At 70.5% G+C, this 14722-nt stretch carries 18 protein-coding genes, 1 pseudogene and 1 riboswitch; of the genes and pseudogenes, 10 read left to right on the top strand and 9 right to left on the bottom strand.

Translation table 11 applies throughout. The features are described 5' to 3' along the window. Positions 1 to 81: 81 nt before the first annotated feature. Positions 82 to 972, bottom strand: a complete 891-nt coding sequence (locus tag AC5L3X_RS22950; protein WP_494859473.1) for a Sco1979 family transcriptional regulator — start codon at positions 970 to 972, stop codon at positions 82 to 84. A 273-nt stretch (positions 973 to 1245) separates the two neighbouring features. Between AC5L3X_RS22950 and AC5L3X_RS22945 the strand changes: the two genes are divergently transcribed. Then, complete coding sequence (locus tag AC5L3X_RS22945) at positions 1246 to 1575, top strand: ATP-binding protein (protein WP_189126517.1); 330 nt, start codon at positions 1246 to 1248, stop codon at positions 1573 to 1575. A gap of 27 nt (positions 1576 to 1602) precedes the next feature. Here the strand turns inward: AC5L3X_RS22945 and AC5L3X_RS22940 are convergent, their stop codons facing one another. Both AC5L3X_RS22940 and rsgA read right to left on the bottom strand, forming a co-directional pair. Next, entirely contained in the window at positions 1603 to 2232 is a 630-nt protein-coding gene (locus AC5L3X_RS22940; protein ID WP_494859471.1) for a phosphoribosyltransferase, read from the bottom strand. 70 nt (positions 2233 to 2302) lie between these two features. Beyond that, complete coding sequence (gene rsgA, locus AC5L3X_RS22935) at positions 2303 to 3400, bottom strand: ribosome small subunit-dependent GTPase A (protein ID WP_494859469.1); 1098 nt, start codon at positions 3398 to 3400, stop codon at positions 2303 to 2305. A 289-nt stretch (positions 3401 to 3689) separates the two neighbouring features. On the opposite strand from rsgA, the gene AC5L3X_RS22930 reads away from it, so the two are divergent. The 3 genes from AC5L3X_RS22930 to AC5L3X_RS22920 all read left to right on the top strand — a co-directional run bounded on the left by AC5L3X_RS22930 (position 3690) and on the right by AC5L3X_RS22920 (position 6430). After that, positions 3690 to 4238: a sigma-70 family RNA polymerase sigma factor gene (locus AC5L3X_RS22930; RefSeq protein ID WP_494859467.1), complete on the top strand. Its 549-nt coding sequence runs from the start codon at positions 3690 to 3692 to the stop codon at positions 4236 to 4238. After that, entirely contained in the window at positions 4235 to 4957 is a 723-nt protein-coding gene (locus AC5L3X_RS22925; protein ID WP_189126520.1) for an anti-sigma factor family protein, read from the top strand. The genes AC5L3X_RS22930 and AC5L3X_RS22925 overlap by 4 nt, the downstream gene beginning before the upstream one ends. Positions 4958 to 5113: 156 nt before the next feature. Beyond that, positions 5114 to 6430 carry a CHRD domain-containing protein gene (locus AC5L3X_RS22920; protein WP_494859465.1) on the top strand — a complete coding sequence of 439 codons (1317 nt, stop codon included), beginning with the start codon at positions 5114 to 5116 and terminating at the stop codon, positions 6428 to 6430. A gap of 107 nt (positions 6431 to 6537) precedes the next feature. Here the strand turns inward: AC5L3X_RS22920 and glyA are convergent, their stop codons facing one another. The 6 genes and pseudogenes from glyA to AC5L3X_RS22890 all read right to left on the bottom strand — a co-directional run bounded on the left by glyA (position 6538) and on the right by AC5L3X_RS22890 (position 10801). After that, the gene (gene glyA / locus AC5L3X_RS22915) at positions 6538 to 7791 is read right to left on the bottom strand and encodes a serine hydroxymethyltransferase (RefSeq protein ID WP_494859463.1); all 1254 of its coding nucleotides are present in this window, start codon (positions 7789 to 7791) and stop codon (positions 6538 to 6540) included. A 24-nt stretch (positions 7792 to 7815) separates the two neighbouring features. Further along, positions 7816 to 7892: riboswitch (ZMP/ZTP riboswitch) on the bottom strand. Positions 7893 to 7894: 2 nt separating this feature from the next. Continuing rightward, positions 7895 to 8328, bottom strand: a pseudogene (locus AC5L3X_RS22910) (RNA-guided endonuclease TnpB family protein); the annotation flags it as partial. Further along, positions 8316 to 8378 (bottom strand): helix-turn-helix domain-containing protein, encoded by a 63-nt coding sequence (locus AC5L3X_RS22905; RefSeq protein WP_494859694.1) that lies wholly within the window; start codon positions 8376 to 8378, stop codon positions 8316 to 8318. The pseudogene AC5L3X_RS22910 and the gene AC5L3X_RS22905, both read right to left, overlap by 13 nt. 230 nt (positions 8379 to 8608) lie before the next feature. After that, positions 8609 to 9547 carry a YihY/virulence factor BrkB family protein gene (locus tag AC5L3X_RS22900; protein WP_494859461.1) on the bottom strand — a complete coding sequence of 313 codons (939 nt, stop codon included), beginning with the start codon at positions 9545 to 9547 and terminating at the stop codon, positions 8609 to 8611. 40 nt (positions 9548 to 9587) lie between these two features. Continuing rightward, positions 9588 to 9983 carry a YccF domain-containing protein gene (locus tag AC5L3X_RS22895; RefSeq protein WP_494859459.1) on the bottom strand — a complete coding sequence of 132 codons (396 nt, stop codon included), beginning with the start codon at positions 9981 to 9983 and terminating at the stop codon, positions 9588 to 9590. A gap of 32 nt (positions 9984 to 10015) precedes the next feature. Beyond that, positions 10016 to 10801: a TIGR03084 family metal-binding protein gene (locus tag AC5L3X_RS22890; RefSeq protein ID WP_494859692.1), complete on the bottom strand. Its 786-nt coding sequence runs from the start codon at positions 10799 to 10801 to the stop codon at positions 10016 to 10018. 57 nt (positions 10802 to 10858) lie between these two features. Here AC5L3X_RS22890 and AC5L3X_RS22885 point away from each other — a divergent pair, with 57 nt between their 5' ends. From AC5L3X_RS22885 to AC5L3X_RS22860, 6 genes are all read left to right on the top strand, one after another. Further along, positions 10859 to 10984, top strand: a complete 126-nt coding sequence (locus tag AC5L3X_RS22885; protein WP_263648104.1) for a hypothetical protein — start codon at positions 10859 to 10861, stop codon at positions 10982 to 10984. Positions 10985 to 11045: 61 nt separating this feature from the next. Then, positions 11046 to 11129: a putative leader peptide gene (locus AC5L3X_RS22880; protein ID WP_354532976.1), complete on the top strand. Its 84-nt coding sequence runs from the start codon at positions 11046 to 11048 to the stop codon at positions 11127 to 11129. 109 nt (positions 11130 to 11238) lie between these two features. Continuing rightward, entirely contained in the window at positions 11239 to 12912 is a 1674-nt protein-coding gene (locus AC5L3X_RS22875; RefSeq protein ID WP_189126524.1) for a nitrite/sulfite reductase, read from the top strand. After that, positions 12909 to 13052 carry an Insertion element protein gene (locus AC5L3X_RS22870; protein WP_358466253.1) on the top strand — a complete coding sequence of 48 codons (144 nt, stop codon included), beginning with the start codon at positions 12909 to 12911 and terminating at the stop codon, positions 13050 to 13052. The genes AC5L3X_RS22875 and AC5L3X_RS22870 overlap by 4 nt, the downstream gene beginning before the upstream one ends. Then, positions 13049 to 13777 (top strand): phosphoadenylyl-sulfate reductase, encoded by a 729-nt coding sequence (locus AC5L3X_RS22865; RefSeq protein ID WP_189126525.1) that lies wholly within the window; start codon positions 13049 to 13051, stop codon positions 13775 to 13777. The genes AC5L3X_RS22870 and AC5L3X_RS22865 overlap by 4 nt, the downstream gene beginning before the upstream one ends. Continuing rightward, positions 13759 to 14613: a sirohydrochlorin chelatase gene (locus tag AC5L3X_RS22860; protein ID WP_494859455.1), complete on the top strand. Its 855-nt coding sequence runs from the start codon at positions 13759 to 13761 to the stop codon at positions 14611 to 14613. Before AC5L3X_RS22865 ends, AC5L3X_RS22860 begins: the two co-directional genes overlap by 19 nt. The last annotated feature ends 109 nt before the right edge of the window (positions 14614 to 14722 follow it).

The following is a 14722-nucleotide window of genomic DNA, read 5'->3' as shown; positions in this document are numbered from 1 at the left end:
CATCCGTGCTTTGCACGCCGACGATACGGCAGCGCGCCGAAGCCCATATACGGGATGACCAAAATCCCCGTATGGAGTGGGTCACATGGAGGCGAGCAACCGCTCAAGGAACAGCCTGGAGTCGGCCGGCGACTCGGCCTGGATGCTCAGCCGGTCCATGACCTGCGTGTAACGGTCGGACTCGGCCGGCTTGTCGAGGTAGAGAGCGCTGGTGAGCTGCTCCATGTAGACCACGTCGGGCAGGTCCCGCTCGGGGAACCGCAGGATGCTGAACGGCCCGCCCGCCGCGGCGTGCCCGCCCCGCTCGAACGACATGATCTGCACGGTGACGTTGCGCAGCGCGGTCATCTCCAGCAGGTGCTCGACCTGCTCGCGCATCACCTTCGGCCCGCCGAGGGCGCGGCGCACCACGGCCTCGTCGATGACCGCCCACAGGGTCAGCGCGTTGTCTCCGGTCAGCCGCCTCTGCCGGATGGTGCGCAGCATGACGCGGCGGTCGATCTCCTCGTCAGGGGCCGCCCAGTGGGCCAGCTTGATCACCGCACGGGCATAGCCGGGCGCCTGCAGCAGCCCGGGCACGAACTGGTTCTCGTACGTACGGACGCTGGAGGCCGCGCCTTCGAGACCGATGTAGACCTCGAACCAGCTCGGCAGCAGGTCGCTGTACTTGTGCCACCAGCCCTGCGCGTTGGCCTGGCGGGCCAGCTCGATCAGCGGCGCCCGCTCCTCCTCGTCGATGACGCCGTAGAGGGTGAGCAGGTCGGCCACGTCGCGCTCCTTGAAGCTGACCTGGCCGAGCTCCAGCCGGCTGATCTTGGCATGGGAGGCGCGGATGGCGTAGCCGGCGTCCTCGCGGCTGATGCCCCGGCGCGTGCGGAGCCGGCGCAACTGCGTGCCCAGAAGGATCCGCAGGACCGTGGGGCTCCCCAGCGAGTGGCCAAGGACCTTCCCCTCCGCACCAGGTACGCTCACGCCTTCACTCCCTGATCATCTGCACGTGCAGATGCGATTTGCATCTGTAAACCATGAAAAGTCTTGCATCGGTAAGCGCATGCCGTAAAGATGGAACTAGATCACCTAGACCGCGCTTCGGGGGCCAGGATGACGACTTTCGACTCTCGGCCGCCAGCCGCCATAGGGGCCCGGCCGCCCGGATGGCTGTCCTCCATTCTGCTGGATGGACGTTCCACTCCTTGCGACGCGATCTTCCCTTTTCATCAGTTGACCACATTCGAGCCAGGATGTGTGGCCACAGCCCGGCGTTTCGTCGATTACACGCTCTCCGCCTGGGGCTCCGAGTGCGTCACCTTCGACGCGCAGCTCGTGGTCTCCGAGCTGGTCACCAACGCGATGCGGCATGGCGGCGGCGCGATCCAGCTGCGCCTGATCAGCCACGGGCCCGAGCTGGCCTGCGTGGTCAGCGACTTCAGTCAGACCACTCCGATCGCCGCCTCTCCCGACGTCCACGCCGAGTTCGGGCGCGGGCTGCGGCTGGTCGAGGCGCTGTCCGCCGCATGGGGCTGGATCATCCCGAACGGCCCCTGCAAGTACGTCTGGGCCGTGCTGGCGGTCTAGGCGGCGTGCTGGGCCGATGGCCGCGGCCTACGCCTCGGCCAGCAGGCCCAGCACGTCTGCGTCGCTGAGCTGGTCGAAGCGCTCGTACCACTGGCCGACCGCCCGGAAGTCCTCAGGTGTGGCCAGCACCACCATCTCGTCCGCCTCCTCCCGCAGGGCCTCGACGGTCGCGCGGGAGCCCACGGGCACGGCCAGGATCACCCGGGCCGGATCGGCCGCGCGGACCGCCCGGAGCGCCGCCCGCGCGGTGCCTCCGGTCGCCAGACCGTCGTCGACCACGACCACCTCGCGCCCCGCCAGGGCGGGCAGCGGCCGGCCCTGGCGGTAGGTCTCCACCCGGCGGGCCAGCTCGCGCCGCTCGTCCGCGACCACGTCCGCCACCGACTCGGGCGTGAGCCCGAGCCGGCGCAGCAGCTGGTGGTCGAAGACCGGCTCGCCGCCCTCGGCGATCGCGCCGACCCCCAGCTCGGGCGACGGGGGATAGCCGATCTTGCGGGTCACCAGCACGTCGAGCACGGCGCCCAGCCTGCGGGCGACGGGCACGGCCACCGCGACGCCACCGCGCGGCAGCGCGAGCACCACCGGGTTATGCAGGTGCGCGAGCCGCTCGGCGAGCATGGCCCCGGCTTCGGCCCGGTCGGCGAACACGATGTCCATCCCCTGGTGGTACCCCCGGCGCGCGCGAGGTCCCGTCACAGGTGCCGGGACTTCGCGCGACCGGGCGGCCTCATGGGCGGTTCCTGCCGGAACGGCGCATCTCCTTGTGGATGATCTTCCATTTGTTCTGTTGTTCCTTGCGGAGCCGGGCATCGGTGCGGCCGGCCATCCACGCGGCCTCCCGCTGCAGCTTGCGCCAGCTGTGCAGCCGCCGCTCGGGCAGCTCGCCGCTCTCCAGGGCCGCCAGCACCGCGCAGCCGGGCTCGCTGTCGTGACCGCAGTCGTCGAACCTGCACTGCCCGGCCAGGGCCTCGATGTCGGAGAAGACCAGGTCGACGCCCTCGCTCATCTCGTAGAGGCCGACCCGGCGGATGCCCGGCGTGTCGATGACGAGCCCGCCGCCGGGCAGCGGGATGAGCTCGCGGTGCACCGTGGTGTGGCGGCCCCGGCCGTCGGCGGCCCGGACCTGCTGCGTCTCCATCACCTCCCCGCCGACCAGCGCGTTGACCAGGGTGGACTTGCCGGCGCCCGACGGACCGAGGACGACGGCGGTGCGCGAGCCGCCGAGAAGGCCGCGTACCGGCTGCACGCCCTCGCCGAGCGTCGAGGAGACGGCGTGCACCTCCACGCCGGGCGCGGCGGCGCGCACGTCGGCGAGCAGCCCGTCGAGGCCCTGCTCGAACAGGTCGGACTTGGTGAGGAGCACGACGGGCGTGCCGCCCGACTCCCAGGCCAGCGCGACCAGCCGCTCGATGCGGCCCAGGTCGGCGAAGTCGGTGGAGTGCATGGACGGCTCGGCCACGAACACGATGTCGACGTTGGCCGCGAGCACCTGGCCCTGGCCGTCGCCCGACAGGCCGCCGCGCGAGTCGCGGCTGACCCCGCCACGGACGAAGGCGGAGCTTCTGGGCAGGACCGCGTCGACCTCGAAGCGGCCTTCCGGCAGCCACCTCAGGGCGACCCAGTCGCCGACGCACGGCAGCGCCACCGGGTCGCCGGCTGAGGCCCGGCGGACGCGGGCGCCGTATCGGACGTGGTGCTGGCCGTCGGCCGCGATCACCTCTGCGGCGCCGCGATCCACGCGCGCCACACGCGCCGGAACGGTGTCAACGGGAAGCTCGGCGGCACGTACGTCGGTCCAGCCGAGCAGCGAAAGGTCGAAGGACAACGGAGTGATTCCTTTGGGATCGAAGAGGACCCGGGGCAGCGCTCAGGCGGGCACCCGGAGGTTGATGGACGGCAGGCGGAACAGAACAACCCGCATGGTCCTCACCTCCTCGATCTCGTCGCCTTCGGGACTCTACGCACCCTGTCCCGAAGGTCGCAATCACATTTATCTTCGCGGCGCGTTGAACCCCGCCCCGATCGCCGGCCGTACTCCCTGCCGACGCACTCGAGAAAGGGGAATGATGCGCATCGGCACGTATCCCCCGCCCTCCGCAGAGGGAGCCGCCCCCATGGGCAAGCCGCGTGTGAGCCACTGGATCAGGCGCGTCCGGCCGGACGACGACCTGGTCGTCTCCGCGCTCTACCGGGAATACCATCGGCCGCTGCTGGCCTTCGTGGTGCGGCTCACGGCGGGCGACCGGCAGTGGGCCGAGGACGTCGTACAGGAGACCATGATCCGCGCCTGGCGGAGCGCGGAACGGCTCGATCCCGCGTCGGTGTCGCTGATGCCCTGGCTCGCCACCGTCGCCAGACGTATCGTGATCGATGACCGGCGGCGCAGGGACGCCCGCCCTCAGGAGTCGGGCGACGGGCCGCTGGAGACCGTGCCCATGCCCGACGAGATGGAGGGGCTCCTGCACCAGGTGGTCGTGGCGGATGCGCTCCGCGCGCTGTCGCCGGCACACCGCGAGATCCTCAACGAGACGATCCTGCGGGACCGGTCGGTCAACGACGCCGCCGAAGCGCTCGGCATCCCGGTGGGCACCGTGAAGTCCCGGGTCTACTACGCGGTCCGGGCGTTGCGTGTCGCACTGCAGGAGAGAGGGGTGACGGCGTGAACGCGCGAGTCGAACACACCGATGTCGGCGCCTACGCCCTCGGGCTGCTCGACGGCGACGACCAGCGGGCCTTCGAGGCGCACCTCTCGATCTGCCGGTCGTGCGTGGCCGAGCTGTCGGAGCTGTCCGGCGTGGCCGGCGCGCTGACCGGGCTCGGCCCGCTGGAGGACGACCTCCCTCCTTCCCGTGACGGGGAGGCCGAGGTGATCGACCTGATGCGGCGCAAGCAGCGGGCCGACCGGCGCGCGCGCAGGGGGACCGTCCTGATCGGCCTGGCCGCCGCGGTCACGCTGGTGGCCGGCGGCATGACGATCGGCACCCAGCTCGGCGGTGACGCGGCCGCTCCCCCGGTCGCGGCGGGCCACGGCGATCACCAGGGCCCGGCCGAGGAGTTCTACGCCGACGGCATCCCGGTGCCCGGAGTCGGTGCCGGCGGGGTGAGCGGCGGGCTGGTCCTGGAGTCGAAGGCATGGGGCACCCATGCCGCGCTCAAACTGGCGGGGGTGAAGGGGCCGCTGGAGTGCGAGCTGGTGTCGGTGTCGCGCTCAGGCGAGCGGCACGTGATGACGGGATGGTCGGTGCCCAGATCCGGCTACGGGGTGCCGGGACAACCGGAGCCGCTCTACATGCACGGCGGAAGCTCGGTGCCGCTGGACCAGATCGACCGGTTCGAGGTGGTCACCACGGACGGCGAGAAGCTGCTCACCGTCGACGTCTAGGTGTTCGCGAAAGCCCTCTCACCCGTGGTGGGAGGGCTTTTTCCTGCCCTCGGGGCAAGCGGTATTTTTACCCATTCGCGGGTTGAACCCGGCGGGGCGCGGGCCTCGTACTGCCTGCCGTACGTACCCGGATGCCAACCCTGACGAGGACTCATCATGTCGATGCCCAAGCCGGCCCGCGCCGGAGCCCTGCTCGCCACCGGCCTGCTCGCGGCGGCGCTCGCCCCCGCACTCACTCCTGTCGCCGCCTCCGCCGACGCGGTGACCGGCGACGTCTATCTCGCCGCCGGGCTGCGCGGCGCCAACGAGGTCGGCGCCAAGGGCGACCCCGACGGCCGTTCGACCGTGGTCATCAGGATCAGCGGCCGGCGGGTCACGTACGCGGTGCGGTGGAACAAGATAGGCCCGCCCACGGCCGGACATGTCCACCTGGGCGGCAGGGGCGTGAACGGCGACGTGAAGCTGGACTTCTTCGGGGGGACGCTGCCGAAGACGGCGCTCGGCGTGAAGGGCGCGGTCGACGCCGATCCTGCCCTGATCAATGCGCTGAGCAAGAACCCGGGAAGCTTCTACGCCAACCTGCACGACGCCCGGCACCCGAAGGGCGCGGTGCGCGGCCAGTTCCACCGGCTGGCCCGGCCGGTCGACCTCGACGGCGTGCTGCACGGCAGCGACCGGGCCACCCTCGCCTCCAGCGCCGACGGCGCGCAGGAGGTGCGCGCGGACGACGGTCAGAAGCGCGGCGACAAGGACGGCCGGGCCGTCTGGTGGCTGCGCCCGCACGGCTCGGCCATCAGCTACACGGCCACCTGGTCGGGGCTCTCGCCGGTCACCGCCGGCCATGTCCACCGTGGTGTGCCCGGCAGGAACGGTCCCGTGGTCGCCGACCTGTTCGCCGGCGGCCAGGGGCTGCCCGCGCAGCTGACCGGCGTGGCGGGCGACGCCCCGGTGAAGGCCTCCGTCGTCAGGCGCATCGCGGCGCGTCCCGGAAACTACTACTCCAACCTGCACACCACCGAGTCCGGGGGCGGGGCGGTGCGCGGCCGGCTGTCGGGCGGGCAGTTCGGCCACCCCCGTGCGCTCACCGCCGACGTGCGGCGCGGCTCCCAGATCTACGCCTGTACCAAGGTGACCGGCGACGGATACGCCTTCACCCAGTACGGCGTGCGGGCCAAGCTCCGGCGTGGCCTGGACCACTCGTTCGTCCGACCCGTCTCCGGCCCGCCGCGATGGGTGGCCCCTGACGGCAGCGCGGTGCGCGGCCAGGTCGTCACCCGGACGCCGAACGGCGAGCGGAACATCCCCGAGCTCGTGCTGGTCGCCACCCCATCGGGGGCGGGTGGCGGCCTGCTCTCCCACACCACCCAGATCCTGCGGCTCAACACGAAGGGCGGCCTCGCCCCGTCGGGCACCTGCAGGCCGGGCAGCAAGGCGACGGTTCCCTACCAGGCCGACTACCTCTTCCTCGGATGACCTCGGATGACCTGGCGTGACCTCGGATGACCTCCGGTGACTCCGGGCCGCGCCCCGAAAGGAAACGCCCCGCCGGCCCGGCGGGGCGTTTCACGTGTCACGAATCGTCAGGACAGGCCGGGCGCCGGGAACTGGGAGGTCAGCTCGCTGACCTCGTGGTGCACCCGGGTGATGACGTCTTCGGCGTCGCCCTTGGCCAGAGCGGTGACGACCTCGTCCATCCAGGCGCCGATCTGCCGCATCTCGGCCTCGCCCATGCCGCGCGAGGTGACCGACGGGGTGCCGATGCGGATGCCCGAAGGGTCGAACGGCTTGCGGGTGTCGAACGGGACCGTGTTGTAGTTGGTCTCCAGCCCGGCCCGGTCGAGCGCCTGGGCAGCGGGCTTGCCGCCGATGCCCTTGGGCGTGAGGTCGAGCAGGATCAGGTGGTTGTCGGTGCCCCCCGACACCAGATCGAAGCCGCGGCTCGAAAGCTCCTCGGCCAGCGCCTTGGCGTTGGCGACCACCTGGTGGGCGTAGGCCTTGAAGTCGTCGGTGGCGGCCTCGTGCAGGGCGACCGCGATGGCGGCGGTGGTGTGGTTGTGCGGGCCGCCCTGCAGGCCGGGGAAGACGGCCTTGTTGAGGGCGGTGGCGTGCTCGTCGGTGGTGGCCATCAGCATGGCGCCGCGCGGGCCGCGGAGCGTCTTGTGGGTGGTGGTGGAGATCACGTCGGCGTGGCCCACCGGAGACGGGTGCGCGCCGCCCGCGACGAGGCCGGCGATGTGGGCGATGTCGGCCGCGAGCACGGCGCCCACCTCGTGGGCGATCGCGGCGAAGCCCTCGAAGTCGATGGTGCGCGGGATCGCGGTGCCGCCGCAGAAGATCAGCTTGGGCCGGTGCTCCAGCGCGAGGGCGCGCACCTCGTCGAGATCGATGCGGCCGGTGTCCTGGCGCACGCCGTAGCGGACCGGGTTGAACCACTTGCCGGTGGCCGACACCGACCAGCCGTGCGTGAGGTGACCGCCGAACGGCAGGCCCATGCCCATCACGGTGTCGCCCGGCTGCGCGAAGGCCAGGTAGATGGCCAGGTTGGCCGGCGAGCCGGAGTAGGGCTGGACGTTGGCGTGGTTGACGCCGAACAGCGCCTTGGCCCGCTCGTTGGCGAGGGTCTCGATCTGGTCGATGACCTGCTGACCCTCGTAGTAGCGCTTGCCGGGGTAGCCCTCGGAGTATTTGTTGGTCAGCACGGTGCCGGTGGCCTCGAGGACCGCCTTGGACACGTAGTTTTCGGACGCGATCAGCTTGACGGTGTCGGCCTGGCGGCGCTCCTCCGCCCTGATGAGATCGGCGAGCTGCGGGTCGACGCTAGCGAGAGAACTCATGACTCCCCTGTCATCATTGACAACGGCGAAGACCCAGGCGCACGGCCTCCGCTCCCTCCGCTCCCCGGTGGTCGATCCCACCCAATGCGCCAGTCGCGTCTTCCTAGACGATAGCGGTTGACGTCCTCCCCCTCGTAAACGAGGGGATTCCCACGGTCGCCCGTGAGGCTTCCTGCTTCACCGCCGGTTGCCCGCCCGAGAGGACTCTCGTTGAGGTCTCACACCAGCTCCACAGGCGTTTCAGCTCTCCGCCAGCCCGGCGGCGAGCACGTTCTTGGCCGCGTTCACATCCCGGTCGTGGACCGCGCCGCAAGCGCACTCCCATTCCCGGACGTTCAACGGCATCTTCTCCCGCGGCGCACCGCACACGGAGCACAACTTGCTGGAGGGGAACCAGCGGTCCACGGCCACCACGGTCCGCCCGTACCACTGCGCCTTGTACTCCAGCATGGAGCGCAGTTGCCGCCATGCGGCGTCGGAGATGGCGCGGGCCAGGCAGTGGTTCTTGACCATGGTGCGGACGGTCAGGTCTTCCACGGCGCTTGCCCGGAGGTCGGGTAGAAGCGGTACTTGTAGGCCCGCTTCACGGTCTGCACCACGCCTCACATTCTACTGCGCGATCAGCTAAGCCTCGTGCGCGTGTTCGAGACACCGGTTCGACTGGCGGCGAATCGGCTGCCTCTGTCATGCTCCGCAGAGGTCCGATTCCTCCCCCGCCTGGAGGCGGGGGTTTCCTCGGAGGTATCGGATGAGATGAGGGCGAACTCCGGCCGATCAGCACGTCAGGCGGCTCCGGCGGCCCCTCGGGCGGCCGCGGTCAGCCCTCGGCGGTGCGGCCCACTCCCGGCCAGAGCCGGTCGACCTCGGAGTTGAGGATGGCCCCGATGAGCACGGCCAGCGCGGTGATGTAGAGCCACAGCAGCAGCGCTATGGGCGCCGCCAGCGAGCCGTAGACGGAGACCGGGGAGAACCACGCGGCCAGCACGGCCCGCAGCACCGCGGCGCAGATGATCCACAGGAACAGGGCCAGGATCGCGCCGGGCAGCTCGCGGTACCACTTCGTGCGCACCGGGACGCTCACGTGGTAGAGGACGGTCAGGAAGAGCACCGAACCGATGACCACCACCGGCCAGTAGAGCACGTCGATGAGGACGGCGTAGTCGGCGGGCAGCGGGCCCTTGAGCAGCGTCGGCCCGATGACCAGGATCGGCATGACGATGATGCCGGCGACCAGGCCCACCACGTAGAGGCCGAACGACATCAGTCTCGTCCTGACGATGCCGCGCTCCTCACCGAGGCCGTAGGCGACGGAGATGAGGTCGACGAACACGTAGAGGGCGCGCGAGCCGGACCACAGCGACAGCAGGAAGCCCAGCGAGATGATGGAGACCTTGCTGGCGTCGTCGCGCAGCACGTCGTTGATGAGCGGGACGACGACGGTGTCGATCGTCTCCTTGGTGAACAGCACGCCCGCCTGGTCGATCACCCAGGTCTTGATCGTGTCGACCTGGGCCTGGCCCAGCCAGGTGCCGAGCTTGCCCAGCACGCCGATCAGGCCGAGGACGAACGGCGGCAGCGACAGCAGGGCGAAGAAGGCCGCCTCGCCCGCCAGGCCGGTCACGCGGTAGGCGACGCCGGCGTTGGTGGCCGCGCGGACGACGGCCCACGGCTTCGAGTCACGCACCCAGGTCAGCCGGGCACGCGCCGTGGCGCTGAGCCGCCTCTTGGTCCGAGCAGGCGCGTCGGTTGAGGTCATGGCACCCAAACGTATTTTCGCAGTGACTCTGTGGAACAGCTTACGTCCCAACGGCGCTGCCCCGGTCGGCGTCCACGATGCGCGCTCCCAGCGGGAGCAGGGAGACCGGGATGAGCTTGAGGTTCGCGATGCCCATCGGGATGCCGATGACCGAGATGAACAACGGGATCGAGGTCAGCACGTGACCGATGGCCAGCCAGATGCCGGCGACCACGCACCAGATGATGTTGCCGATCAGTGAGAACACCCCCGCCTCGGGGTCGCGTTCGACGGTCCGTCCGAACGGCCACAGCGCGTAGGCGGCGATCCTGAACGAGGCGATGCCGAACGGGATCGTGATGATCAGAATGCAGCAGATGACCCCGGCCACGGCGTAGCCGATGGCCAGCCAGATCCCCGCGAAGACCAGCCAGATGACGTTCAGAAGTGTCCGCATGACTCAAGCATGTCACCGTGCCCGGGCGCGGGTCATCCGGACCGTTCCCCATCCGTCCCCGACCTCGGCGCGCGGCCTTCTCCGGGGGGCCCGGCGAAGGCCTGAGCGATCTCCATCCAGGCGCGGGCCGTCGCGCCGGTGATCTGGAGCGCGGTGTCCGCCAGGTGCACACGCTGCGTGACGAGCAGGCAGAAGTCGAGCATCGGGCCGCGCACCACGTCGGCCGCTCCGGCCGGTCCGGCCGTCCACGGCTCGCCGCCGGGCGTCGTCAGCTCCACCCGTACGGGGTCCTCGGGGGCCGGCAGCCCGCGGACGGCGAAGCCGTACGGCATGGCCCTGAAACCGATCATGGCGACGTGCCGCAGCCGGGCCGTGGGCTCCCTGGTGACGCCGAGGGCGTCGGCCACGTCCTGGCCGTGGGCCCAGGTCTCCATCAGCCGGGCGGTGACGAACGACACGGCCGACATGTCCGGCCCGTACCACGGCACCCGGTCCTTGGGGGCGAGCCCGGCGAACGCCTCGGCGCTGCGGGCGCGGGCCGTACGGAACCAGGCGTGCAGCTCGGCGGCCGGGAGGTGGCGCGAGCGCGCCGCGAGGTCGTCGACGGAGGTGAGCTCCGCGATCGAGGCGCGGAACGCGACGGGGTCGGTCACCGCGGTGCGCGCGGCGTCGTCGAACCAGGCCAGGTGGCTGATCTGGTCGCGCACCGCCCATCCCGCGGCCGGCGTGGGCAGCTCCCAGTCCTCGGGCCGCAGCGGGCGCAGCAGCCGCTCCAGCGACTCGGTCTCGGCTCGCAGGTCGGCGAGGAGGTCGGGCATCAGGTTCACGCCCGACACATTAACCCGAACATCGTTCTACAAGGAATAATGTGCAGCGTGATCTGTGACAGCTGCAAGGAGAAGCACCACGAGGACTGCCGTGGTGGCTCCTGGTGCGACTGCCAGCACCAGAGCCGCGAGGAGAGCCACGAGTCGGAGCTGGACTGGCTGCGCCAGGGATGATCGAGTCCAGACTCTGGACCCCATCTTGGACATCCCGGACGGTCAGAGTATCTTCGTGTACATGCCAGCGGACCCCATGCTCGTAGGTCGACGCCACGTCGACCTTCTGCGTGTCCGCAGTGCCATCTGTTGCGACGCCCGCTAGTCAGCCACCCCTGTTATCACCGCTGAGCGCGTCGCGATCCTCAACACCCCTGCACTCGATGACGAGGCAGGAGGACTGCCGCGCGCGCCCATGATCCGAAGGACGCGCAATGAGCACTCCCGCCAGCCGGCACCACAAGCGCCCGCGCGGCGAAGGCCAGTGGGCTCTCGGTTACCGCGAGCCTCTCAACAAGAACGAAGAGAGCAAGAAGAACGACGACGGGCTCAACGTACGCCAGCGCATCATCGACATCTACGCCAAGCACGGCTTCGACTCGATCGACCCGGCCGACCTGCGCGGACGCATGCGGTGGTACGGCCTCTACACCCAGCGCAGGCCCGGCATCGACGGCGGCAAGACGGCGATCCTGGAGCCGGAGGAGCTCGACGACCGCTACTTCATGCTGCGCGTCAGGATCGACGGCGGCCAGCTCGACCTGCGCCAGCTGCGGGTGATCGCCGACATCTCCAACGAGTACGGCAGGGGCACGGCCGACATCACCGACCGCCAGAACGTGCAGCTGCACTGGGTGGAGATCGAGTCGGTGCCCGACATCTGGGAACGGCTCGAAGCCGTCGGGCTGTCCACGACCGAGGCGTGCGGCGACACGCCGCGCGTGATCCTGGGCTGCCCGCTGGCCGGCATCGACACCGACGAGGTGCTCGACGCGACCGAGCAGATTCACGCGGTGCACGAGCGCTTCATCGGCGACCCGGCCTACTCCAACCTGCCGCGCAAGTTCAAGACCGCGATCAGCGGCTGCCCGGCCCACTGCACGGTGCACGAGATCAACGACGTGGCGTTCGTCGGGGTCGAGGGCCCGGACGGCGAGAAGGGGTTCGACCTCTGGGTGGGCGGCGGGTTGTCCACCAACCCGATGTTCGCCAAGCGGCTCGGCGTGTTCGTCCGGCCGGAGCAGGTCGGCGACGTCTACGGCGGCGTGATCGGCATCTTCCGCGACTACGGCTACCGGCGGCTGCGGCACCGGGCGCGGATCAAGTTCCTGGTCAACGACTGGGGGGTGGAGAGGTTCCGGGAGGTCCTGGAGACCGAGTACCTGAAGGAGCCGCTGCCCGACGGCCCCGCGCCGGAGCAGCCGCGTGGATCGCGGCGCGACCACGTGGGCGTCCACCGGCAGAAGGACGGCGACTTCTACGTCGGGTTCGCGCCCAGGGTGGGCCGCCTCGACGGCGACCGGCTGCACCTGATCGCCGACATCGCCGAGCGGCACGGCTCCGGCCGGGTCCGCACCACGGTCGAGCAGAAGATGGTCATCCTCGACGTCGCGCCCGAGCGGGTCGACTCACTGGTCGCCGAGCTGGAGGCCAACGATCTGCAGGTCAACCCGTCGACCTTCCGCCGCCAGACGATGGCCTGCACCGGCATCGAGTTCTGCAAGCTGGCCATCGTCGAGACGAAGGCCAGCGCCTCCAACCTGATCGACGAGCTGGAGCGGCGGCTGCCCGGCTTCGCCGAGCCGCTCACCATCAACGTCAACGGCTGCCCCAACTCCTGCGCCCGCATCCAGGTCGCCGACATCGGGCTCAAGGGCCAGCTGGTGGTCGACGAGCACGGCGAGCAGGTCGAGGGCTACCAGATCCACCTGGGCGGCTCGCTCGGCGTCACCCCCGGCTTCGGCCGCAAGGTCCGCGGCCTGAAGACGACCGCCGCCGCGCTGCCCGACTACGTGGAACGCGTCGTGACCCACTACGACGCCCAGAAGAAGGACGGCGAGTCCTTCGCCGACTGGGTGCAGCGGGCCGACGAGGCGGACCTGCGATGAGCGCGCGGGCCGTCCCGTTCCACTGCCCCTACTGCGGTGACGAGGACCTGGAGCCGTACGAGGGCGACGGCGGCTGGTACTGCAGGGCCTGCTCTCGCGCTTTCAAACTGAAGTTCCTCGGGATCGGAGTGAAGATATGACGCTGGTGGACATCGAAGTCGGTTTAAGAGAGCAGCGCGGCACGCTCGACCTGCAGGACATCGTCGACTCCGCCGCGATCTTTCTTGAGGAAGCCTCTCCCCGCGAGATCATCCGGTGGGCGGCGGCGACGTTCGGCGACCGGCTCTGCCTGACCTCCTCCATGAGCGACGCCCTGCTCATCGATCTGGTCAGCCGGGTCAAGCCCGGTGTCGACGTGCTGTTCATCGACACCGGCTACCACTTCGCCGAGACAGTCGGCACGCGTGACGCGGTGCGCCAGGTCTACGACGTCAACGTGATCGACGTGAAGCCGTCGCGGACGGTCGAGGAGCAGGACCGCGAGCTCGGTCCGCGCCTGTTCGGCCGCAACCCCGACCTGTGCTGCTACCTGCGCAAGGTGGAGCCGCTCAACCGGGCGCTGGAGCCCTACCTGGCGTGGGTCTCCGGCATCCGCCGCGACGAGTCGCCCACCCGCGCCGAGACCAAGGTCGTCGAGTGGGACGCCAAGCGGCAGATGGTCAAGGTCAACCCGATCGCCCGGTGGACCCAGGACGACGTCGACAACTACATGGCCGACAACGGGGTGCTGATCAACCCGTTGCACTACGACAACTATCCCTCGATCGGCTGCGCCCCCTGCACCAGGCAGGTCGCGGACGGCGAGGACCCGCGCAGCGGCCGCTGGGCGGGGCTGGGGAAGGTCGAATGCGGCATTCACCTGTGAACCCCGGCGTGTGGCCCGCCCCGTTGGCAGGCGGGGCGGGCCAGGACGTGCCCCTGGTGGCGGTGGCGCACGGGTCTCGCGACCCGCGCGCGGCCGCCACCGTGGAGGCGCTGCTGGACGAAGTACGGCGGGCGCGCCCCGGATTGCCGGTGCGCACCGCCTACCTCGATCACTCGGCCCCGACCCTCGCGCGGGCGCTGCACGGCCTGGAGGAGGCCGTGGTGCTGCCGCTGCTGCTGACGGAGGCGTACCACAGCAGAGTGGACCTGCCGGCGGCGATCAACGAGGCCAGGGCACGCGACCCGCGGCTGCGCCTGCACTACGGCGCGACGCTCGGCCCTCACCCGCTCCTGACGTCCGCCCTGGAACGGCGGCTGGCCGAGGCGGGTGTCCCGCCTGGCGACCCGGACACAGCGGTCGTGCTGGTGTCGGCCGGTTCGAGCGACGCCCGCGCCAACGCGGTGATCGCCGAGATGGCCCGCGACTGGAGCCGTCGGCCCCGCCCCGACGCCGGCGCGGCCCACCTGCCGTCCACCGGCCCCGGCCGGCCGGGCGAGCGCGGGTGGTGGGCGGTGACCGCCGCCTACGCGTCGGCCGCCGACCCCACGCCCGAGCAGGCGGTCGCGCTGCTCAGGCGGGCCGGCGCCCCCCGGGTGGCGGTCGCCCCCTACCTGCTGGCCCCCGGCTACTTCGCCGACAAGGTACGGCGCACCACGCTGGAGGCGGGCGCCGACGTGGTGGCCGGCGTGCTCGGTCCCGCGCCGGAGCCCGCCCGGGTGCTGCTGGAGCGGTACAACGCGGCGCTGCGCAGCCCAGCGGACATGGCGGCTTCCTAGGGGCGGCCTCTCGGGAGTGGCTCCCCAGGAGGGATGCTCCTATGGATGTCAAGCGACGTGTTCTTGATCGTTTGATGTGATGAGTCGATAGAGCTCGCGGGCTACGTAG

Source organism: Nonomuraea sp. CX421 (assembly GCF_059358955.1).
The sequence above is the reverse complement of the archived record's forward strand: the minus strand, read 5'-3'. Positions and strand labels throughout refer to the sequence as shown.